Source organism: Kitasatospora sp. NPDC048286 (genome assembly GCF_043201735.1).
Classification (GTDB): Bacteria; Actinomycetota; Actinomycetes; order Streptomycetales; family Streptomycetaceae; genus Kitasatospora.
Window position 1 is genome coordinate 510,744 of the sequence record NZ_JBICZE010000002.1, and the last position, 21,343, is coordinate 532,086.

At 75.7% G+C, this 21,343-nt stretch carries 22 protein-coding genes and 1 riboswitch; of the genes, 16 read left to right on the plus strand and 6 right to left on the minus strand.

Annotated elements, in window-relative coordinates; genetic code table 11:
* The first annotated feature begins 287 nt into the window (after positions 1-287).
* On the plus strand, positions 288-461 hold the full coding sequence (locus ACGF13_RS06605) for a hypothetical protein (RefSeq protein WP_392869578.1): 174 nt from the start codon (positions 288-290) through the stop codon (positions 459-461).
* Positions 462-548: 87 nt separating this feature from the next.
* Here the strand turns inward: ACGF13_RS06605 and ACGF13_RS06610 are convergent, their stop codons facing one another.
* Positions 549-1,631: an alcohol dehydrogenase catalytic domain-containing protein gene (locus ACGF13_RS06610; protein ID WP_392869580.1), complete on the minus strand. Its 1,083-nt coding sequence runs from the start codon at positions 1,629-1,631 to the stop codon at positions 549-551.
* A gap of 205 nt (positions 1,632-1,836) precedes the next feature.
* Here ACGF13_RS06610 and ACGF13_RS06615 point away from each other — a divergent pair, with 205 nt between their 5' ends.
* The 4 genes from ACGF13_RS06615 (at position 1,837) to ACGF13_RS06630 (ending at position 5,942) form a co-directional block, all read left to right on the plus strand.
* Positions 1,837-2,490, plus strand: coding sequence for a class I SAM-dependent methyltransferase (locus ACGF13_RS06615; protein WP_392869582.1), 654 nt, complete (start codon positions 1,837-1,839; stop codon positions 2,488-2,490).
* 165 nt (positions 2,491-2,655) lie between these two features.
* Positions 2,656-3,819: a hypothetical protein gene (locus ACGF13_RS06620; protein ID WP_392869583.1), complete on the plus strand. Its 1,164-nt coding sequence runs from the start codon at positions 2,656-2,658 to the stop codon at positions 3,817-3,819.
* A gap of 7 nt (positions 3,820-3,826) precedes the next feature.
* Positions 3,827-4,849, plus strand: a complete 1,023-nt coding sequence (locus ACGF13_RS06625; protein WP_392869585.1) for an N-acetylmuramoyl-L-alanine amidase — start codon at positions 3,827-3,829, stop codon at positions 4,847-4,849.
* A 187-nt stretch (positions 4,850-5,036) separates the two neighbouring features.
* Positions 5,037-5,942, plus strand: a complete 906-nt coding sequence (locus tag ACGF13_RS06630; RefSeq protein WP_392869587.1) for a hypothetical protein — start codon at positions 5,037-5,039, stop codon at positions 5,940-5,942.
* 118 nt (positions 5,943-6,060) lie between these two features.
* On the opposite strand, the gene ACGF13_RS06635 is transcribed toward ACGF13_RS06630, so the two are convergent.
* The 3 genes from ACGF13_RS06635 to ACGF13_RS06645 form a co-directional block, all read right to left on the minus strand.
* Complete coding sequence (locus tag ACGF13_RS06635; protein WP_392869589.1) at positions 6,061-7,122, minus strand: prenyltransferase; 1,062 nt, start codon at positions 7,120-7,122, stop codon at positions 6,061-6,063.
* Entirely contained in the window at positions 7,119-7,922 is an 804-nt protein-coding gene (locus ACGF13_RS06640) for a class I SAM-dependent methyltransferase (RefSeq protein ID WP_392869591.1), read from the minus strand. The genes ACGF13_RS06635 and ACGF13_RS06640 overlap by 4 nt, the downstream gene beginning before the upstream one ends.
* A gap of 86 nt (positions 7,923-8,008) precedes the next feature.
* Positions 8,009-9,319, minus strand: a complete 1,311-nt coding sequence (locus ACGF13_RS06645; protein WP_392869593.1) for a glycosyltransferase family 4 protein — start codon at positions 9,317-9,319, stop codon at positions 8,009-8,011.
* Between the two features lie 231 nt (positions 9,320-9,550).
* On the opposite strand from ACGF13_RS06645, the gene ACGF13_RS06650 reads away from it, so the two are divergent.
* From ACGF13_RS06650 to ACGF13_RS06695, 10 genes are all read left to right on the plus strand, one after another.
* A complete protein-coding gene (locus ACGF13_RS06650) occupies positions 9,551-10,183 on the plus strand; it encodes a TetR family transcriptional regulator (RefSeq protein WP_392869594.1) in 633 nt (210 codons plus the stop codon).
* Positions 10,184-10,320: 137 nt separating this feature from the next.
* Positions 10,321-10,404: riboswitch (cobalamin riboswitch) on the plus strand.
* 105 nt (positions 10,405-10,509) lie between these two features.
* Entirely contained in the window at positions 10,510-11,757 is a 1,248-nt protein-coding gene (locus ACGF13_RS06655; RefSeq protein ID WP_392869595.1) for a prenyltransferase/squalene oxidase repeat-containing protein, read from the plus strand.
* Positions 11,757-12,470, plus strand: a complete 714-nt coding sequence (locus tag ACGF13_RS06660; protein ID WP_392869596.1) for an SCO2322 family protein — start codon at positions 11,757-11,759, stop codon at positions 12,468-12,470. Before ACGF13_RS06655 ends, ACGF13_RS06660 begins: the two co-directional genes overlap by 1 nt.
* A 21-nt stretch (positions 12,471-12,491) precedes the next feature.
* Positions 12,492-13,601: an energy-coupling factor transporter transmembrane component T gene (locus ACGF13_RS06665; RefSeq protein ID WP_392869597.1), complete on the plus strand. Its 1,110-nt coding sequence runs from the start codon at positions 12,492-12,494 to the stop codon at positions 13,599-13,601.
* Positions 13,598-15,199 carry an ABC transporter ATP-binding protein gene (locus ACGF13_RS06670; protein ID WP_392869598.1) on the plus strand — a complete coding sequence of 534 codons (1,602 nt, stop codon included), beginning with the start codon at positions 13,598-13,600 and terminating at the stop codon, positions 15,197-15,199. The genes ACGF13_RS06665 and ACGF13_RS06670 overlap by 4 nt, the downstream gene beginning before the upstream one ends.
* Complete coding sequence (locus tag ACGF13_RS06675) at positions 15,196-16,032, plus strand: ECF transporter S component (protein WP_392869599.1); 837 nt, start codon at positions 15,196-15,198, stop codon at positions 16,030-16,032. Before ACGF13_RS06670 ends, ACGF13_RS06675 begins: the two co-directional genes overlap by 4 nt.
* 308 nt (positions 16,033-16,340) lie before the next feature.
* Positions 16,341-16,754, plus strand: a complete 414-nt coding sequence (locus tag ACGF13_RS06680) for an NUDIX hydrolase (protein WP_392869600.1) — start codon at positions 16,341-16,343, stop codon at positions 16,752-16,754.
* 409 nt (positions 16,755-17,163) lie between these two features.
* Positions 17,164-18,468 carry a hypothetical protein gene (locus ACGF13_RS06685; protein WP_392869602.1) on the plus strand — a complete coding sequence of 435 codons (1,305 nt, stop codon included), beginning with the start codon at positions 17,164-17,166 and terminating at the stop codon, positions 18,466-18,468.
* Positions 18,469-18,545: 77 nt separating this feature from the next.
* Positions 18,546-18,782: a hypothetical protein gene (locus ACGF13_RS06690; protein WP_392869604.1), complete on the plus strand. Its 237-nt coding sequence runs from the start codon at positions 18,546-18,548 to the stop codon at positions 18,780-18,782.
* A 70-nt stretch (positions 18,783-18,852) separates the two neighbouring features.
* Positions 18,853-19,722, plus strand: coding sequence for a LysR family transcriptional regulator (locus ACGF13_RS06695; RefSeq protein WP_392869606.1), 870 nt, complete (start codon positions 18,853-18,855; stop codon positions 19,720-19,722).
* Positions 19,723-19,787: 65 nt separating this feature from the next.
* Here the strand turns inward: ACGF13_RS06695 and ACGF13_RS06700 are convergent, their stop codons facing one another.
* Complete coding sequence (locus tag ACGF13_RS06700) at positions 19,788-20,114, minus strand: antibiotic biosynthesis monooxygenase family protein (RefSeq protein ID WP_392869608.1); 327 nt, start codon at positions 20,112-20,114, stop codon at positions 19,788-19,790.
* 198 nt (positions 20,115-20,312) lie between these two features.
* Between ACGF13_RS06700 and ACGF13_RS06705 the strand changes: the two genes are divergently transcribed.
* Positions 20,313-20,789, plus strand: coding sequence for a MarR family winged helix-turn-helix transcriptional regulator (locus tag ACGF13_RS06705; RefSeq protein ID WP_392869610.1), 477 nt, complete (start codon positions 20,313-20,315; stop codon positions 20,787-20,789).
* A gap of 21 nt (positions 20,790-20,810) precedes the next feature.
* Here the strand turns inward: ACGF13_RS06705 and ACGF13_RS06710 are convergent, their stop codons facing one another.
* A complete protein-coding gene (locus ACGF13_RS06710) occupies positions 20,811-21,293 on the minus strand; it encodes a CYTH domain-containing protein (RefSeq protein WP_392869612.1) in 483 nt (160 codons plus the stop codon).
* Positions 21,294-21,343: the final 50 nt, after the last annotated feature.

Below are 21,343 nucleotides of genomic sequence, written 5' to 3' on the forward strand. Positions count from 1 at the left end.
GCGGGTGAGCGCCGGTTGTCGGCCCGGCCCGTCCCCCGCCGCGGCGTCCCCGACCCACCCCGAACCGGGCGGCCGTCGGCTCGCTTCCGGGCCCCCGACCAGCCCGGGACTCGCGTCACGATCTCGATAGGATCTCGTCCGTCCCGGCCGTTATGGTGGCCGGGGCACGGGCCGCGATCACTGGCTGCGGGCGCGTACCGAGCGCCCGATCGGGGACCCGACCGTGCGCCACCGGCGCCGGCCGGGCGCCGATGACCTGCACCCTCCGCACGGAAAAGACGATTCTCATGTCCGACACCCTCACCGACACCACCGGACCCGCGGTTACCGGGACCGACGCCGACGAGAAGACGGCCAAGGACACCGCGTCGCACGGCCGCCACCGCGGTGGCTCCGCCGCCGACGACAGCCCGGAGACCGACCCGCACGGCCGCCACCGCGCGGCCGGGGCGCGGGGCTGACCGAACCGGCAGCGGGCCCGCCGGGAGTGCACCCACTCCCCCGGCGGGCCCGACCCGTTTCCGGAGCCCGCCGGGGGAACGGCGCCCTCAGTCCATCGTCACGACCGTCCGCAGCGCCTCGCCGCTGCGCATCTGCGCGATCGCCTCGTTGACGTCCGCGAGCCCCACCCGGTGGGTGACCATGCCGTCGAGGTCGACGCGCCCGGCGCGCCAGAGGTCCACGACGAGGCCGATGGTGCGCGACACCGTCGCCCCGCCGTAGAGCGAGGGCAGCAGGCGCTTCTCGTTGAAGAACAGCTCGCCCATGGTGAACTGCGCGAGGTCGTCCTGCGCGCCCGCGCCGATGACGACCACCGCGCCGCCGCGCCGGGCGGCGTCGTAGCCGGCCCGGACGGTGGCCGCGCGGCCGACCGCCTCGAAGACGTGATCGAAGCCGCCGCCGGGCAGCTTCTTGGCCACCGCCTTCAGCTCCTCGGGCGCGATCGCCTCGGTGGCGCCGAACGCCAGGGCGCGCTCGCGGCGCGAGGCCACCGGGTCGACGACGGTGATCCGGCCGGCGCCGCAGACCCGGGCGCCCTGCACGGTGGCCACGCCGACGCCGCCCGCCCCGATCACCGCGACGGAGGCCCCGGGCTGGACCCCGGCGGTGTTCACCGCGGCGCCGATGCCCGTGGTCACCCCGCAGCCGATCAGCGCGGCGGCCTCGTAGGGGAGGTCGGCGGGCACCTTGATGACGGCGTTCGCCGCGGCCACGACCTCCTCGGCGAAGGCGCCGGTGCCGTAGAAGCCGGAGGCGCTCAGCTCCCCCTCGGCGATCAGGAAGCCGGGGGCGCCGAGGCCGCGCAGGCTGGCGACGCACAGGTGGCCGCGGTCCTGGCGGCAGTGGTCGCAGTGGCCGCAGGGGGCCATCCAGCAGAGCACCACGCGGTCGCCGACGGCGAGGCCGGTGACGCCCTCGCCGACCTCCACCACGTCCCCGGCGCCCTCGTGCCCGGGGACGAACGGCGCGGGCTGCGGCAGCACGCCGCTCATCGCGGAGAGGTCCGAGTGGCAGAGGCTGGCGGCGCGCATCCGGACCCGTACGGTGCCCGGCCCGAAGCCCACGGCCGTCACGTCCTCGCGCACGTCGAGGGTCTCCTGGCCGGTCTCGTGCAGGACGGCTGCGCGCATGGTGCTGCTCCCGGGGTGCCGGTGTTCCTCGGATCGACGGTCGCGCCGATTCTGGCACGGTCGGCGCAGCGCGACTAGAACGCGTTCCACGCCCCGACCGGCCCGGACGCCCCGGCCGGCACCGGCGCCCCGGGCGCCACCGCTCCCGCTACCGTCGAGTAGGGTCCGTGCACGTCCGCCCGCGTCCCGACCCCGAGGAGCACCCATGTCCGACCTGCTGCTGAGCGCCGAACCGGCGCCCGAGGTGCTGGCGGCGTTCGAGGGGGCCACCGGGTTCATGCCGGTGGACGAGGGGCTCGCGCTGTACGCGGCGGCGGTGGCGGCGGCGTCCGGCACCGGGCTGCCGGTGCTGGAGATCGGCACCTACTGCGGCCGCTCGGCGATCCTGCTCGCGGCGGCGGCCCGGGAGGCCGGGACGGTCGCGCTGACCGTCGACCACCACCGCGGCTCGGAGGAGCAGCAGCCCGGCTGGGAGTACCACGACCCGACGCTGGTCGACCCCGAGGTCGGGCTGATGGACACCCTGCCGAGGTTCCGCCGCGCCCTGCACGCGGCCGGGCTGGAGGAGCACGTGGTGGCCCTGGTCGGCCGCTCGCCGCGGATCGCCGCGCTGTGGGGGCGCCCGCTGGGCCTGGTGTTCATCGACGGCGGGCACACCGACGAGCACGCGACCGGCGACTACGAGGGCTGGGTCCCGCACCTGGCGCCGGAGGGCCTGCTGGTGGTGCACGACGTCTTCCCGGACCCTGCGGACGGCGGCCAGGCCCCGTACCGGGTGTACCTGCGGGCGCTGGCCGAGGGCTTCAAGGAGGTCTCGGTGACCGGCTCCCTGCGCGTCCTGCGCCGCGCCGCCCGCTGAGCCCGTCCCGCCGGCTGAGCCCCGCCGACCGGTCACCCGTTCGTTCCCGCCTCCCCGAGCCGATGCTCTAACGTCGTGCCAGGGCTGTCGGGCGGGGGTTCGACCGGTACGGTGGCCGCGCAGCACCAGGCAGAGCATCGGCGGACGGTGGGGGCCAGCAGCGACATGACGGACCAGCAGAACAGCGCTCCGGCGGTCTGGGACCCCACCGCGCGCGGTGGCGCCGGCGGCTGGGTGCGCGGCCCGCAGCAACCGGCCGACGCCCGGTCCGCGCCCGAGGCCTCCGCCGCCCCGGCACCCGCCGCGCCCACCGCACCCCTGCCGCCCGTGCCCGGCGCCGTCGGCGACCAGGGCCCGCCACCGGGCGCCCGCCCCTACCCGGCCACCCCGCCCGGCTACGACCCGCCGACCGCCCGGCTGTTCCCCGCCACCCCGCCGCCCCCGGCCGCCCCGCCCGCGGCCTCGCCGTTCCCCTCCCACCCGGGCCCGCAGGCCCACGTGCCGCAGCAGGACCCCGGCCACGACTACTTCCTGCAGCCGCCCGCCGCTGCGCCGCCACCTCCGTACGCCTTCCAGCCCGACTACCCCACCGGCCCCGTCGGCGAGGAGGAGCGGCCGGCCAACCGCAGGGCCCCGCTGCTGATCGGCTTCGCGCTGCTCCTGGTGCTGGCGGTCGGCGGCGGCCTGCTGTTCGCCGTCCGCGACGGCGAAGACAAGGGCGGCCAGGCCGCGCCCGCCCCGGCCTCCGCCCCGGCGACCGGCGCGGACAGCCTGCCGCCCACCCCCGCTCCCACGGGTACGGACGGCGCGCCGAGCGCCGCCGCGAGCGCGTCCGGCGCGCCGTCCCCGACCTCGACCGCCCCCGGTCCCGGCGCCCAGGCCCAGGCCCAGGCGCTGGACGCCCTGCTCAGCGAGGGCGAGAGCGCCAAGGCCCCGATCGGCAGCGCCGTCGCCAAGGTGACCAGCTGCCCGCCGAAGGCCGACATCGAGAGTGCCGCGCAGACCTTCGACAACGGAGCGACCCAGCGGACCGCCCTGCTGGCCAAGCTCTCCCAGCTGAGCGTCACGGACGTGCCGGGCGGCGCGGACGCGGTGAACTCGCTGAAGTCCGCCTGGCAGCTGTCCGCCGACATCGACAAGGCGTACGCGAGCTGGGCGCGCTCCGTCGCCGCCCAGGGGTGCACCGGCAGGGCCCCGGCCACCCAGGACAAGAAGCACGCCGACGAGCTCAACCCGCAGGCCACCCAGGCGAAGACGGACTTCATGAACAAGTGGAACGCGATCGCGAAGAGCTACGGCCTGACTCCGCGCACCCAGGACAGGATCTGACCGACCAGTGACCGGCTCCGCCCCCCGACCGCCCCGTCGCTCCGCCCTGCTGCGCGCCACCACGGCCGCCGCGGTGGCCGTTCCGCTCTGCACGGCGGGCTGGTTCGGCTGGCGGGCACTCGACCGCTCCGACCCGGCGGGCGCCACGGCGGCCCCGGCCACCCGGGCCGCGGCGCCCGCGACTCCGGCAGCGACCGCGACTCCTGCGACCGGACAGCCGGGCACCGCCGACAGCGCGGCCGCGACGCCCCTCACCCCGCCCGTCGCCCCGGCGCCCACCGACAGCGCACCCGCCGGGACCCCGCCCCCGCCCGCCGGCGGTGAGGGCGCCGCCCTGGCCGGCCGCACCGTCCTGCTCGACCCCGGCCACAACCCCGGCAACTCCGCCCACACCGCCGAGATCAACCGCCAGGTGGACATCGGCAACGCCCGCAAGGAGTGCGACACCACCGGGACCGAGACCAACGCCGGCTACACCGAGGCCGAGTACACCCTGGACGTCTCCCGCCGGGCCCGCGCCATCCTGGCCGCCCGGGGCGCCAAGGTGGTGCTGGTGCAGGACGGCGACCGCCCGTGGGGCCCGTGCATCGACGAACGCGCCCGCGCGGGCGCCGACGCGCACGCCGACGTCGCGCTCTCGGTGCACGGGGACGGCGGCCCGGCGGGCGGCAGCGGGTTCCACGTGATCATGCCCGCCAGGGTGGTGGCCGGGAAGGCGGACAACGCGGCGATCGTCGATCCCTCGCACCGGCTCGGGCTGCTGCTGCGCGACCGGTTCCACGCCGCGACCGGTGAGCCGTACGCGGACTACATCGCCAAGGACGGCCTGGACACCCGCTCCGACCTGGGCGGCCTCAACCTCTCCACCGTCCCCAAGGTGTTCATCGAGTGCGGTAACATGCGCAACTCGACGGACGCGAAGCGGATGACGGACCCTCAGTGGCGCCAGCAAGCGGCCCAGGGGATCGCCGACGCGCTGACCGCGTTCCTGACGACCCAGGAGAAGGCCGAAGAGCGACGCGGGAGTTGAGCCGCAGACCCCCGGAGGACGACGCTCCGACCGGACCGCACGGTTTGCAACGACTTCGCCCCATTCCCGGTCCCGCCGTGCACCGGCAGGACGGTTGGGCCTAGGCTTCTGGTCCGTTCGGGAGTTTCGGCCGGTCAGCCCGACCGTACGAACCACCGTCCACGACACGTCAACGAGGGGAACGTTAGTGAATCTGCGCGCTCTCACGAGGGGAGACGCCGCCGTCGCGGGCGCGGCCGTCCTGCTCTTCATCGCCTCCTTCCTGCCCTACTGGACCGTGGACTGCAGCGGCCGGTACTGCGGCGACACGACCCAGAACGCGTGGAGCACCGAACTGTTCCCCGTCCTGCCCTCGATCTACCTGCTGGGCATCGCCGCCGCCCTGCTGATCCTGGTGCAGCGCTTCCAGGGCCCGGCCGCGGCCACCCGCCAGGTGCTCGGCCTGCGGCTGGACCAGTGGGGCATCGCGTTCTCCGTGGCCGCGCTGTGGACCTCGCTCTGGTCGCTGGGCGGCGGCCCGAAGGCCCCCAGCTTCAGCCACGGCTTCGGCGCCTGGCTCGGCGTCATCGCCCTGGTCCTGCTGGCCGGCGCCGCCGCCGCGAGCCCCCTGGTACCCGCGCTGAAGGCCCCGCTGGTCGCCGACCGCCCGGCGGCCGTCCCCGGTCAGTACGGCTACCCCGGCCAGCCCGGCCACCCGGGTGCCGGCCAGCCCGGTCAGTACGGCTACCCGGCCCAGGGCCAGGACCCGGCGTTCGGCGGCCAGGGCGGCTACGGCTACCCGGGTGCCGGCCAGCCGCAGCCCGGCCAGCCGGTCCAGGCCGCCCAGCCGCACGACGCCGCCGCCCAGGCCCCGCAGCCGACCCCGGCCGCGCAGCAGGCGCCCGCCCCGGCGGACTTCCAGCCCTTCTGGTTCGCCGTCCCGGCCCCGCGCCAGCTGGCCCCGAAGGACAACCCGGCCGGCGCCCCGGTCGGCGAGGTCGTGCCGGGCACCTGGTACCTGGCCGTCGAGCAGCGCGGCGCCGCGCTGGTGGCGCAGCTGCCGGACGGCAGCCAGGGTGTGCTGGCCGACACCACGGGCATCCAGCGCGGCTGACGGCCCGGCCGGCCGCACGGCCGACCGCGGGCCGACGCGCTCGGACGCACACGCGAAGGGGCGGGACCGGAGAACCGGTCCCGCCCCTTCGTCGTTCGCGCGTTCGGCGTTCGCCGACTCAGCAGCAGTCCTCGACCACCAGCCCGGCGGGCAGCTGCTCCCCGCCGAAGACCGCGACCGTCGCCGGGTCCCCGCCGAGCGCGGCCACCGCGAGCAGCAGCGCCCCGGCCGTCCAGGTGGTGCGCTCCTCCGGCCAGATGGCGTCGTCCTCGAAGACGTACCCGGTCCAGTACGAGCCGTCCTCGTGCCGCAGGTGCTTCTGGATCCAGCGCAGGATGTCCACCGCGCGGTCGGACTGGCCGATCGCCCAGAGCGCGAGCGCCAGCTCGGCGCTCTCCCCGCCGGTCACCCACGGGCGGTCGCTGACGCAGCGCACGCCGAGGCCGGGGACGACGAAGCGCTCCCAGTCCCGCTCGATCCTGGCCAGCGCCGCGTCGCCGCGCAGGCCGGTGCCGAGCACCGGGTAGTACCAGTCCATCGAGTAGCGGTCCTTGTCCAGGAACCGCTCGGGGTGGTGGGAGACGGCGTGCCCCAGCCGCCCGGCCGCGAGCTCCCAGTCGGGCTGCGGCTCCTCCAGGTACTCGGCGATGGCCAGGCCGCAGCGCAGGGCGTGCAGGATGCTGGACGAGCCGGTGAGCAGTGCCTCGTCGGTGGCGGCGCCGTCCTCGTCGACCCGCCAGGCGATCGGGCCGCCGGGCAGCCGCAGTCCGACGATGAAGTCCAGGGCGCGCCGGACGACCGGCCAGATCCACTCCAGGAAGGCGTCGTCGCCGGCGCTGAGGTGGTGGTGCCAGACCCCGACCGCGATGTACGCGCAGAAGTTGCTCTCCTTGGCCCGGTCGGTGACCGCGCCGTCGGTGTACGCCGCGTACCAGGAGCCGTCCGGGTTCTGGGCGGCCGCGAGCCAGCGGTAGGCGGACTCGGCGGCGGCGTGCTCGCCGGCCGTGTCGAGGGCCATCGCGGCCTCGGTGTGGTCCCAGGGGTCGAGGTGGTGGCCGGCGAACCAGGGTATGGCGCCGTCGGGGCGCTGCTCGGCCAGGATGCTGCGCACGGTGTCGGCGGCCTGCACGGCGTCGAGCACCCCGTCGAGCAGCAGCACCTCGGGGACGGCGGCGGTCATGCCGACCCGCCCGGCGCGTGGTCGGCCTCGGCGTGGTCGGCCGCGGTGCGGTCGGGCTCGATGCGGTCGGGCTCGATGCGGTTGGGCTTGGAGGCGTACGCGACGAAGCTCTTGCCGATCACCGGGTTGAGCGCCCGCTCGGCGGCCTTGGTGAGGGTGCTGATCACCGGGGTGCCGACGATGTCCCAGACCAGCAGCTGGTGGTAGGCCTTGACCGGCAGCGCCTTGTCGTTGTCGACGCCGACCGCGCACTTGATCCACCAGTACGGCGAGTGCAGCGCGTGCGCGTGGTGGGTGCCGTACGGCTCCAGGCCGGCGTCCTTGAGCTTGCCGAGCAGTTCGTCGCCCCGGTAGATCCGGATGTGGCCGCCCTCGTTCGCGTGGTACTCGTCGGACAGCGCCCAGCAGATCTTCTCCGGCAGCCAGCGCGGCACGGTGACGGCGAGCAGGCCGCCCGGCTTGAGGACCCGGAACATCTCGTTGAGCACGCCCTTGTCGTCCGGGATGTGCTCCATCACCTCGGAGATGATGATCTTGTCGAAGTACTCGTCCTCGAACGGCAGCGCCAGCGCGTTGCCCTCCATCGCGACCGCCGACGCGCCCTCGGGGGCCTCACCGGCCTGCTCCATCGCCGCGAACCACTTCCTGACCTCGGCGATCTCCTCGGCGTTCTGGTCGAGGGCGATCACGTTGGCGCCGCGGCGGTAGCACTCGAACGCGTGCCGGCCCCCGCCGCAGCCCAGGTCGAGCACCCGGTCGCCGGGGGCGAGCGGAAAGCGCGAGAAATCGACGGTCAGCACTTCAGGACTCCCATTCCTTTTGCTACCAAGCGTTCTTGACGCTCCGTCGGACAGGCCACGCCTGCCCGACAACGGCGAGGCCGTGGCTAGGCCACGTACCGCCAGCCCGGCCCCGAGCGGGCACGGGCGCCGACGCCGGTGGCGATCGCCGCGCGGTAGGCCTCGGCGGTCAGCTCGGCCGCCCGCTCCCAGGTGAACCGGGCGAGCACCCGCTCCCGTCCGGCCGCACCGAGCGCGGCCCGCAGCCGCGGGTCGTCCAGCAGCCGGCCGAGCGCCGCGGCCAGCGCGTCCGCCTCCCCCGGCGGGACGGCCAGGCAGGTCTCCCCGTCCGGTCCGGCGACCTCGGGGATCGCCCCGCCGGTGGTGGCGACCAGCGGGGTGCCGGTGGCCATCGCCTCGGCGGCGGGCAGCGAGAAGCCCTCGTACAGCGAGGGGACGCAGGCCACCTCGGCCGAGCGGTAGAGGTCGACCAGCTCCCGGTCGCTCAGCCCGCTGCGGAACTCGATGTGCTCGGCCAGTCCGAAGCGGCGCACCGCCTCGGCCACCGGCCCGTCCTCCTTCTGCGGCTTGCCGACCACCACCAGGTGGGCGTCCCGCTCGGTGCGGACCTTGGCGAGCGCCTCGACCAGGAAGACCAGGCCCTTCAGCGGGACGTCCGCGCTGGAGGTGGTGACGATCCGGCCGGGGACGCGCTCGACCGCGTCCGAGGGCGACCAGAGCCGGGTGTCGGCACCGACCGGCACCACCGAGATCGCGCCCGGTGCGGCGCCCAGGTGCTCGGCGATCTCGCGCTGCGAGGTGCCGGAGACGGTGATCACGTGGTCCAGCCGGGCGGCCACCCTGCGCTGCATCCGGGTGAAGGCGTACCAGCGGCGCAGCGAGAGCCGCTTGCCCCGGGTGGTGGCGGCGTCCAGCTCCAGCTGCCGGTCCACGGTGATCGGGTGGTGGATCGTGGTGACCAGCGGGAAGCCGTGCCGGGCCAGGCCGAGCAGGCCGTAGCCGAGGGTCTGGTTGTCGTGCACCACGTCGTAGCGGCCCCTGTGGGCGGCCAGGTACCGGCGGGCGCGCAGCGAGAAGGTGAGCGGCTCGGGGAAGCCGCCGGTGCGCATGGTGGCGTACTCCAGCACGTCCACCGGGCCGCGGAACTCGTCGCGGGCCGGGGTGCGGAACGGGTCGTCGGCGCGGTAGAGGTCCAGGCTGGGCAGCTCGACCAGGCGCACCGAGCCGGGGCCCTCGACCTCGTCCAGCACCGGGAAGGGCTGGGCGCCGATCACGTCCACGTGGTGGCCAAGCCTGGCCAGCTCCCGGGAGAGGTGTCGTACGTACACGCCCTGACCGCCGCAGAAGGGGTCACCGCGGTACGACAACAGGGCAATCCGCAGCGGCTGCGCGATCATCCTGGGCCCTCTTCTCTAGCTGCTGACGGTACTGCCGGTCGTGCTTCCGGTCGCTAAAGTAGATCAGGTTCCAGTGGCCGGGGAACTCGTCGTCGACCACGTGAACAATGAGAGACCTCGAAGATACCGGCCCGTAGCTTTTCCTCAGGAGCCAGGGCTGGTGATTCCCACCACGCGAATCCTGCCGACCATGTGGAGCACGCCGCCACTCTCGCCCGCCCGGGAGCACCCTTGCCGCCACCCCCTCCTTCGACGCTGCCGCCGGTCCCGCCGACCGTACCGCCGCCCGGCGAACCGCCGCTGACCGCGAGCCAGGCCGAACGGCGCCGGCGCATCCTGCGGGCCGCCACCGCGCTGGCGGTGCGGGGCGGGTACGAGGCGGTGCAGATGCGGGAGGTCGCGGAGGGCGCGCACGTCGCCCTCGGCACGCTCTACCGCTACTTCCCGTCCAAGGTGCACCTGCTGGTCGCGGTGATGCTGGAGCAGCTCCAGGGCCTGCGCGAGCACATCCGGCGGCACCCGCCGACCGACCTCGAACCGGCGCCGAGGGTCGCCGACACCCTCACCCGGGCCTTCCACGCGCTGCAGCGCGAACCGCTGCTGGCCGAGGCGATGGTCCGGGCGCTGTCCTTCGCGGACCGCTCGGTCGGGGCCGAGGTGGACCGGGTCAGCGTCGCCACCGGGCAGCTCATCCTGGACGCGATCGGCCAGTCCGAACCGCCCACCGAGAGCCAGCGCGCGGCGGTGCGGGTGATCGAACACACCTGGCACTCGGCGCTGGTCGCCTGGCTCTCCGGCCGCGCCTCGATCGCCGAGGTGCGGGCCGACCTGCACACCGCGGCCCGGCTGCTCACCCTGCCGTGAACCGGCCGACCACCGCGCCCCGGAACAGCCCCCGCGCACCCGCCGACTGGAACCTGTTCCTGCCGGGCCCGGGCCGCTCCGCGCGCTCCGGCGGCTAAAGTCGACAGGCAGCAGAACTCCATCCCGCTCCTCCCCCGGGGAAAGCCGGTGCGAATCCGGCGCTGACCCCGCAGCCGTGAGTCCGGCGCCGTACGCGGCCGCCCGGGCGAGTCGGAACACCCGGGGAGGGGCGAGCGGCCAGTCCGGACGCACGCGCCCGGCACCGTCGAGGACTACGGACCGGCCCCGCCCGGGCCACCACCGCTCACCGAAAGGCACACCGCACCATGCTGACCGCCGCCCGCCTGGGCGCCGCCGCCCTGTCCGCCGCGCTGCTCACCGGCCTCGCCGCCGGCCCGGCCCTCGCCGACAGCCCCGCGCCGACCCCGCCCGCCGCCGACGGGCTGTACGGCAAGAGCGACCCGACGTACGACGGCGTCTGGCGGCAGTCGCTGGCGCTCACCGCGCTCACGGCGGCCAAGGTCACCCCGGCCGACTCCGCGGTCGGCTGGCTGACCGGGCAGCAGTGCGAGGACGGCGGCTGGCCCTCGTACCGGGCCGCCGGCGCGGCCTGCGACCCCAAGACCGAGGACAGCAACGCCACCGCCGTCGCCGTCCAGGCCCTGGTCGCCCTCGGCGGGCACCAGGACGCCGTCGACAAGGGCGTCGCCTGGCTCAAGGCCAACCAGAACGCCGACGGCAGCTGGGCCTACAACCCGGGCAGCCCGGGCGACGCCAACTCCACCGGGCTCGCCGTCAACGCGCTGTTCGCCGCCAAGGCCGACCCGGCGGGCGTCGCCAAGGCCGGCAAGTCCGCCTTCGACGGGCTCGCCCTCTTCCAGCTCGGCTGCGCCGCCCCCGCCGACCAGCGCGGCGCCTTCGCGTACCAGCCCGACCCGGCCTCCGGCGCCCTCACCCCGAACGCCCTGGCCAGCGCCCAGGCCGCGCTCGCCGCCGGCGGCGGCCACCTGCCGGTCGCCACCTCGGTGCGCGCCGACGCCGCGCCCAAGGCCCTCGCCTGCGCCTCCGACGCCGCGGCGGCCTCCCCGGCCCCGGTCGCCCACGCGGACTCCGGCGAGGCCGTCGGCGCCTACCTGACCGCCCAGCTCGCGGCCGGCGGCAACCACCTCAGCCTCACCACCCCGGGCGCCGCCCCCACCCCCGACTACACCGCCACCGCCTGGGCCGCCCTCGCCCTCACCCAGAGCGGCCACCCCCAGCAGGCCGCCGGCGCCGTCGACTGGCTCGGCAAGGAGGGCGCCACCTGGACGAAGGGCGGCACCGACGCCGGCGCCACCGCCACCCTCCTGCTGGTCGACCAGGCCGCCCAGCGCGACACCGCCGCCCTGACCGGTCAGCTCACCGCCCTCGGCCCGACGCCCAAGGCCACCGCGACCGCCGCGGCGACGCAGGCCCCGAAGGAGAAGAAGGACGGCGGCATCGGCCAGTACTGGCTCATCGGCGTCGGCCTCCTCATCGGCGTCGGCGGCGGCCTCCTGCTCAGCCTCCAGCGCAAGCGCAACCAGCACCTCTGATGCGCGCCGCTCCCCTCCCCGCCCCGGGCCGGCGGTCCTCCACCGGCCTTGCCGCGCTGCTCCTGCCCCTCCTCGGGGCGGTGCTGCTGCTCGCCTCCGCCGCGCCCGCGCAGGCCGCCGGGTACCGGTACTGGTCGTTCTGGCGCGGCGGCGAGGGCGGCGGCTGGACGTACCAGCAGCAGGGGCCCGCCGTCGCGGTGCCGCCGGACGGGGCGGTGGACGGGTGGCGATTCGCGCTGAGCCCGGACGGCGGGCAGGACGCCGCGAAGCCGCGGGCCGCCGGGAGCTTCGCCGGGATCTGCGCGGACACCCCCGCGCAGGAGGGGCGCAAGCGGGTGGCCGTCGTGCTGGACTTCGGGACCGCCGAGGACACCGGCGCGTCCGCCGCCGGCTCTTCGGCCACCGCGCCCGAGCAGCGCACGACCTGCGCGAGCGTCGCGCCCCGCGCCACCTCGGCCGAGGTGCTGGCCGCCGTCGCCCCGCCGCTGCGCTACGACACCAACGGGCTGCTGTGCGCCATCGCCGGGTACCCGAAGGCGGGCTGCGGCGACCAGGTCGGCGCGGCGGGCGCCGCCCAGCCGGACGCCGGCGCCGCGTCGGCCGACCAGGGCAGCGGCAGCGGCCCCGACGTCGGCCTGCTCGCCGGCGGCGCGCTGGTCGCCGTCCTCGCCGGCGGAGCCGTCTGGCAGGCCCGCCGCCGCCGTCACTCCTAGCCCCCCACTCAGGAAACCTCCGTGAGCAGCACCGCCGCCCGTAGCACCCGGCCGCCCACCGGCCCCCGTCAACTGCACCCCGGGGCCTGGTGGTTGTGGGCGCTCGGGCTGGGCGCGGCGGCGACCCGCACCACCAATCCGGCGATCCTGCTGCTGCTCACCGCCGTCGCCGGGTACGTGGTCGCGGCCCGGCGCGGCGACGCGCCGTGGTCGCGCTCGTACGGGGCGTTCCTGCGCCTGGGCCTGCTGGTACTGGGCATCCGGCTGGTGTTCGCGGTGTTCCTCGGCTCGCCGATCCCCGGCACCCACGTGCTGTTCACGCTGCCCGAACTCCCGCTGCCCGCCTGGGCGCAGGGCGTGCGGATCGGCGGACGGGTCACCGCCGAGGGGCTGCTCGCGGCGCTGTACGACGGGCTCCGGCTGGCGACCCTGCTGATCTGCGTCGGCGCCGCCAACTCCCTGGCCAGCCCGGCCCGCCTGCTGCGCACCCTGCCCGGCGCGCTCTACGAGGCGGGCGTCGCCGTCGTCGTGGCGATGACCTTCGCGCCGAACCTGATCGCGGACGTCCGCCGGCTGCGCGCCGCCCGCCGGCTGCGCGGCCGCACCGACAAGGGCATCGCGGCCGTGCTGAGCGTCGGACTCCCGGTGCTGGAGGGCGCGTTGGAGCGGTCCATCGCGCTGGCCGCCGCGATGGACACCCGGGGCTTCGGCCGCACCGCCGACGTCCCGCGCCGGCTCGCCCGGGCGACGGCCGCGCTCACCCTGGCCGGACTGCTCGGGATCTGCCTGGCCGCGTACGGGCTGCTGACCGCCGACGGCGCGGGCTGGGCGCTGCCCGTCCTGGCGCTCGGCCTGGCCGCCGCCTTCGCCGGGCTGCTGCTCGGCAGCCGACGGTCCGTCCGGAGCCGCTACCGGCCCGACCCCTGGGCCCTTCCCGAGTGGCTGACCGCCGGTTCCGGAGTGGCCGTGGCCGCCCTCACCACCTACCTGGCCGCGCAGGACCCGGCCGCGTTCGCCCCCACCGTCGTCCCGCCGACCGTCCCCGCGCTGCCCCTGGCCGCCGTGCTGGCCGTCCTGCTCGGCCTGGTACCGGCGTTCGCCGCCCCGACCCCGCCCCGGAGGGCATCGTGATCACCTTCGAGCAGGTCTCCGTCCGGTACGCGGACTCCGCCGCGCCCGTGCTGAACGGCGTCGACCTCACCGTCCCCGAGGGCGAACTCTGCCTGCTGGTGGGCCCGTCCGGCTCCGGCAAGTCCACCCTGCTGGGGACGGTCAGCGGCCTGGTGCCGCACTTCACCGGCGGGGTGCTGCACGGCCGGGTCACCGTCGACGGCCGGGACACCCGCGAGCACCGGCCGCGCGAACTCGCGGACCTGGTCGGCACGGTGGGGCAGGACCCGCTGGCGCACTTCGTCACCGACACGGTGGAGGACGAACTCGCCTACGGCATGGAGTCGCTGGGCCTGCCGGGCGACGTGATGCGCCGCCGGGTCGAGGAGACCCTCGACCTGCTCGGCCTCGCCGACCTGCGCGACCGCTCCCTGAACTCCCTGTCCGGCGGCCAGCAGCAGCGCGTCGCGATCGGCTCGGTGCTCACCGTGCACCCGCGCGTGCTGGTGCTAGACGAACCCACCTCGGCGCTCGACCCGGGCGCGGCCGAGGAGGTGCTGTCCGTCCTCCAGCGGCTGGTGCACGACCTCGGCACCACCGTGCTGATGGCCGAGCACCGGCTGGAGCGGGTCGTCCAGTACGCCGACCAGGTGCTGCTGCTCACCCCCGACGCCCCGCCCGTCCTCGGCGAACCCGCCGAGGTGATGGCGCACTCCCCGGTGCACCCTCCGGTGGTCGGCCTCGGCCGGCTCGCGGGCTGGCGGCCGCTGCCGCTGTCCGTCCGCGACGCCCGCCGCAAGGCCGCCCCGCTGCGCGCCGAACTGGACGGCCGCGGCCCGGCCCCCGCCTGCGCCCCGACCGCGTCCCCGCTGGCCGTGACCGACCGCCTCGCCGTCCGGCGCGGCCCCGTCCCGGCGCTGCGCGGCGTGGACCTCGCCCTCCACCCCGGCGAGATCACCGCCCTGATGGGCCGCAACGGCGCCGGCAAGTCCACCCTGCTGGGCAGTCTGGTCGGCCTGCACGCCCCCGCCTCCGGCAGCGTCCGGGTCGGCGGCCGCACCCCGCACCGCACCCGGCCCGCCGAGCTGATCCGCGAGGTCGGCCTCGTCCCGCAGGACCCGCGCGACCTGCTGTACGGCGAGTCCGTCGCCGCCGAGTGCGCCGCCGCCGACACCGACGCGGGCGCCGCCGCCGGCACCTGCCGCGCCCTGGTCGAGCGCCTGCTGCCCGGCATCGCCGACGACGCCCACCCGCGCGACCTCTCCGAGGGCCAGCGGCTCACCCTCGCCCTCGCCGTCGTCCTCACCGCCCGGCCCCCGCTGCTGCTCCTGGACGAGCCGACCCGCGGCCTCGACTACGCCGCCAAGGCCCGACTGGTGGAGATCCTGCGCTCGCTGGCGGTCGAGGGCCACGCCGTGCTGCTCGCCACCCACGACGTCGAACTGGCCGCCGAACTCGCCCACCGCACGGTGATCCTGGCCGAGGGCGAGATCGTCGCGGACGGCCCGACCCCGCAGGTGGTGGTCTCCTCCCCCGCCTTCGCCCCGCAGGTCGCCAAGGTGCTGGCGCCCGGGCCGTGGCTCACCGTGCGGCAGGTCGCGGAGGCACTGGGCGCATGAGCACTCGTCCCGTCCCGCTCGGGCGCCGGTCCGTCACGGCACTGCTGTCCGTCTCCTTCGTCGGCGTCGCCGCCTTCGGCTGGCCACTGCTCGCCTCCACCAGGTCGGCGCTGGTCGGCCACTCGGCGGACGCGCCCTGGCTGTTCGCGCTGCTGCTGCCGCTGCTCCTCGCCGTCGTCGTCGCCCAGATCTCCGAGGGCCGTACGGCGGGCGGCGGGGCGCCCGGGCTGGACGCCAAGTCCGTGGCCCTGCTGGGGGTGTTGGCGGCGGCGGGCGCGGCCTTGCGGCCGCTCGGCGCGGGCACGGCCGGACTGGAGCCGATGTTCTTCCTGATGGTGCTGTCCGGGCGGGTGCTCGGGCCTGGCTTCGGCTTCGTGCTCGGCTCGCTGTCGATGTTCGCCTCCGCGCTGCTCACGGGTGGGGTCGGGCCGTGGCTGCCGTTCCAGATGCTCGCCATGGGCTGGGTGTGCCTGGGCGCGGGCCTGCTGCCGGGGGCCTCTTCCCTGCGTGGCCGCCGTGAACTCCTGCTGCTCGCCGGGTACGGAGCCGTCGCGTCGCTGCTGTACGGCACGATCATGAACCTCCAGGGCTGGCCGTACATCGGCGGCCTGGCCGGCTCCATCTCCTTCGTGCCGGGCGACGCGCTGCCCGCCAACCTGGTCCGCTTCGCGGCGTACTGCCTGACCACGTCCCTGGGGTGGGACCTTCCGCGGGCTGCCTTGACCGTCGTCCTGTGCCTGACCCTCGGCACCCCCGTCCTGCGCGCCCTGCGCCGCACGACCCGCCGCGCCGCCTTCGACGCCCCGGTCGCCTTCCACCCGCCGGAGCGCTGACGGCGGCACGCTCCGCACACCTGCCCCGCCCCGGCGACGGGCCGCCCGCACATCCCGGCCCGCCCGGGGCACTCGTGCCGGCGCACCTCGCCGCGTCACCCTGGTGCGCGAACTCGCACCGGCCTTCAAGCCCTGTGCCCGGGTCGACGGCGTGCCCGAGTTCCCGGAACGGCTGCGCGGCGTCCGAGCGCACCTCGCCCGGACGACCGCGGCCACGACACGCGGCCGACGGAGGCCTGCCGACCGGGGCCGTGAGCGCGGGCCAGGATGGCGTCGACACCGACGCCGTCCCCCCGAGGAGCAGAGCGATGACCGAGCAGGAATCCGGGCAACTCCCCGCCGTCGCCGTCGCGATCGTCGTCAAGGACGGCCGGGTGCTGATGGTGCGGCGGCGGGTCGCCGAGGGCGAGTTGTCCTGGCAGTTCCCGGCCGGGGAGGTCGAGCCGAACGAGTCCCCCGAGGAGGCGGCCGTCCGGGAGACCGCCGAGGAGACCGGCCTGCACGTGGCGGCGGCGAGGGTGCTCGGCGAGCGGGTGCATCCGCAGAGCGGGCGGCGGATGTCGTACACGGCCTGCGAGGTGGTCGGCGGCACCGCCAGGGTGGCGGACTCGGACGAACTGGACCGGGTGGTGTGGGCCTCGCACGCCGAGCTGGCCGAGTACGTGCCGTTCCCGATGTTCCCGCCGGTGCGGGAGTACCTGGAAGGCCTGCTCGCCGGCTAGGGCCTGTCTCTTGGATTTTGTCGGATCAGGGCGCGGCGTTGGGGTGCGTGCATCGCAAGGCGGAGGAGGGAGCCACTGCGGTGGGGGCACCTCCCGGCCGAAGGCTGGGGGCCATTGGCGACCGACGACAACGCCGCGAGGTGCGTGCCCCGGCGTCGCGGACCCGGCAAGGATCCAAGAGACAGGCCCTAGGGGCGCGCGGGTGGCAGACGAACCCGCGCGGGAGGTCGGCCCGCCCGACTTCCCGACCTCTCGCGAGCCGCTCCGCGGAACCGCGTCGCCGATGTCCGGAACTCGTTCCGGCTGTGGGGGCGTTCGGGTTGGAGACCCTCGTGCCCCACCCCGGAAGGAAGCGCGTGACAACCACCTGCGGAGCCCCGTCCGACCTCGCCGTGCCAGGAGCACACGCATGAGGCGGGATCCGGTCACCGACGAGACGGTCGCCCGACTCCGGGTCCAGGCCCGCACCGACCCCGCCTCGGGCCTGCCCGCACTGGCCGCGGCTCTGCGGGGCCGGATCTACGGCTCTCCCAGGCCCCGTCCCGAGGACGCTGTCCCGTTCCTGGAGGAGTCCGCCGAGATCTACCGCACCCTGGTCGCCGACGGCGGCACCGAACACCTGGCCGCCGCCTCCCACGCCCTGTCCTCCCTCGCGCTGGAGTACTCCATCGTCCACGCCGACGACCTCGCCCTCGTCGCCCGGCAGGAGGCGGCCGACCTCGCCCGGCGCGCCGAAGTGGTCCGGCCGGTACCGGACCTCGGGCGGGCCGCCGTCATGCGCGCCGACCTGGCCCACGGCCTCGCCGAGGCGGGACGGTTCGACGAAGCCGTGGACGCCGCCCGCGCGGTGGCCGACCGCTCCCGGGCGGTGACCGAGCAGGGCGGAAGCGACCTGACGTGGCGGCTGCTCGACCTCACGCTGCTGCTCCGCCTCGCGGACCGCACCGAGGAGGCCGTGGCCGTCGAACACGAGGCCCTCGCCTGGCAGCGCGACGGCCGCGCGGAACTCAGGGCGCTGAGGGCCGCCGGTGCCGCGCTGTGGTTCGCCGACCTCGGCGACCCCGGGCGGGCCCACCACCTGCTCGCGGAGGCCGTCCGCGCCTGCGAGCGCCTGCCCGCCCGTGGCGGCACCGCCGACTTCGGCTTCAACGAAGGCCTGCGGAGCGCCTTGTTCGCCCGCTCCGGCGTACGGGACGAACAGGCCGCGGCCGACGCCCCGGACCACCTCGCGCTCGGCGTCGACCCGCGCCGACGCCTCCAGCCGGTGCTGGGTCTGAGCCTCCACCACTGGTCCTTCAGCCTGCGCGCGTCCTTCGAGGACGGACTGGGCGTCCTCGTACGGGCCGTCGAGGCCATCACCGGCACGCCCGAGGCCTCCTGCCCGCCGGACGAGGTCTGCGCGCCCGCGCACACCGACGGCCCGGCGCCCCTGCCGGACGACCGCGACCTGCTCGTCACCCTCGGCGCCCTCACCCGGCGGCTCGACCTGCGCCGGGCGGTCCTGGGGGACCACCCGACCTGCTACGCCCACCTCACGCTCCCCCGGCTGCGGCGGAGCGTCGAGATCGAACGCCGCCTCCACGCGGCGGACCCCGCCGACGGCACCCGGCGTCTGGTCAGGGCACTCACCGACCTGGCCATGGCCCAACTCGTCCGCGGCGACAACGCCGACGCGACCGGCACCCTGCACGAGGCCCACGCGCTCGCCGGCTGAACGGAGCAGTCAGCCCCCGATGCCCGTACGGGCGCCGAACTTCCCTCCCCGGGACGCCAGTTCCACGATCAGCGCCGGTGGCCCGCCTGCTCGCCACCGGTGTGGCGCCCCGGGGCCCGGTGGCGACGACCGAGCCCACCCGGGTCAACGGTCACCCGGCGCCGATCCTGCGGATCGACGGGGAGTTCGACCCGGTGGTGGCGATGCGCCTCGACGAGGGGCGGACCACCGGCATCCACTCGGCGCGCAACGCGGAGAAGCCGACCCACATGGACCGGGAGACGCCGGTGACCCTCTCGCCGGTGACCCTCTGAGGCCCCTCCACACCGCCGTCCCCCGTACGCTGTCCCGCAGCACCGGGAGCGAGGGCGTTCGGGGGAGCCAGTGGAACTACGTCAGTTGCGCGTCTTCGAGGCCGTCGTCACCCACCGCACCGTCAGCGGCGCGGCCGTGGCCCTCGGGCTCGCCCCGTCCTCCGTCGCCGAGCAGGTCCACACCCTCGAACGCAGCCTCGGCACCGAACTGTTCGACCGGGCCAGGCGCGACCTGGTCCTCACCTCCGCCGGGGAGCGGCTGCTGCCCTGGTCCCGCCGGCTCCTCGCCCAGGCCGAACAGGCCCGCCGCGAGGTCGTCGTCGCCCGGACCCGCCTGCGCCTCGGCGTCCTCTCGGCCGTCACCGCCGCCCAGCTCCCGGCCGTCCTGGCCCGCCTCACCGGCCACCGGCCCGACCTGGACGTGTCCCTGCGCACCGACACCACCCGGGACGTCCTGCTCGACGGCGTCGCGGCCGGAGCCCTGGACGCGGCCCTCGTCATCGACGCCCCCGGCCCGCTCGGCGCCCTCGGCTTCCACCTGCCGCCCGCCCCGCTCGACCACGTCGACCTCCAGGACGTCCCCCTCGCCCTGGTCGCCGCCCCCACCCATCCGCTCGCCCGCGCCACCGCCCTCACCGGCGAGCACCTCCACGGCCACCGCCTCCTGGTCGGCTCCCCCGGCTGCTCCTACCGCCTCGCCGGCGAGCACCTCCTCGGCCGGCACGTCCGCCGCCTCCACACCGGCGCCGTCCCCGCCACCCGCGCCTGCGCCGCCCAGGGTCTCGGAATCGCCCTGCTCCCCACCCACGCCGTCCACGACCATCTCGCCACCGGCGCCCTCGTCCGCCTCCCCCTCGACCCCCCGCCCCTCCACCTGCGCCTCCTCTGGCCCGCCGACCACACCCCCCTCCCCGGCCTCCGCGCCACGGCCGGCCGCTAGCCGGGTCCGCGAAGCACTCCGGGCCCCTCCCCGTCGAGGGGAGGGGCCCGGCGGAACGGGGCGGCTCAGGCGTTCTTGGGGCCCGCGGACTGGACGACCTCGAAGGACCAGAGGGTGGAGCCGGTGGCGGCGGGGCGCTTGGGGGCCTCGTCGGAGGGGCCGTTCTGGTGGGCGGACTTCATCGGGCCCTCCATCCAGGCCTTGAAGTCCTCCTCGCTGCGCCAGCGGGTGTAGACGAGGTACTGGTCGGTGCCCTCGACGGGGCGGAGGAGTTCGAACCACTCGAAGCCGTCCGAGTTCTCCACCGCGCCGGCCCGGGAGGCGAAGCGCTGCTCCAGCACCTCGCGCTGCTCGGCCGGCACCGTCAGGACGTTGATCTTGACGACGGACATGGGGGCTCCTTGCTGCTCCGCCGGCGCGCTGGTGCGGCCGCCGGTGCGGTGACGGGGACTGCCTACGGGAGCAGTCTGCTACACCTCACGGCCGGGCGGGCCGTGGGCCGTCAAAGGCGTGGACGGGGGCCGGCGCGGCGAAGGAACCCCCTAGGGTGGACAATGACGTTGTCCATATGGTCAATGAGGTTGTCTATCGTGCCAAGTGAACCGCCCCCGCCGGGTTTTGAGCTGCCGCTGCGCCTGCTGCTCGCCTTCCGGACGATCACCGACGAGCTGCACGAGCGCATCACCCGCGAGGGCCATCCCGACCTGCGCCCGATGTACGGCTTCGTCCTCCAGGCGATCGGCCCGCAGGGCACCACCGCCTCCGAACTCGGCCGCCGCCTCGGCGTCACCAAACAGGCGGCGGGCAAGACCGTCGACAACCTGGAGCAACTCGGCTACGTCGAGCGCGCCGCCGACCCGGCCGACACCCGGCGCAAGGTGGTCCGGCTCACCGAGCGCGGGATGGACTGCCTGCTCCGCTCGGCCCGGATCTTCGACGAGCTGCGCGAGGAGTGGTCGGAAGTCCTCGGCGAGGAGCAGCTGAGACTGCTGGGGGACGGCCTGCGCCGGCTCGCCCCCGGCGACCCGTTCCGCCTCGACACCCCGCCCTGGTTCGGCACGCCGTAGGGCCGAACGCCCCCGGCGGATTCAGGACCCGGGCATTCCCCGGGTCGCGAGGGTCTGGTTCTTGTACGCCTTCACGCCGGTGACCTCGGCGCCGAACCACTCCGGCGCCGAGAACGCCGCCGCCTGCGCCTCGGAGCCGAACTCGACCTCGACGGTGCGCAGTCCGGCCAACTCCCCCTGGTAGACGTCCGCGTAGACGGTGACGCCGGAGGCCTCGAAGGTGTACCGGTCCTTGACCAGCCGGGCGCCCTCGGTGGCCGGCCAGAGCTCGGTGAACTCCTGCTCCCCCAGCTCGCGTTCCACCTCGATCCGGACGGGAGAACCCTCCGCGGAAGAAGCGCTCCGCTTGACGCCGAGGACGCGGCTGCCGCCGATCCGCCGCAGCCGTACCTCCGTCCCGTCGTCCTTGATCGCGATGTACCCCTGCTCGATGTGCTGCCGCACCGCCGTCTGCGGCGGCTCGAAGGCGCTCAGCAGGAACTTGCGCTCGATCTCGAACGGCATGCCGCACCACCCTTCCCCATCACGCCGAACGGGCCCGTCGAGCCATCGGA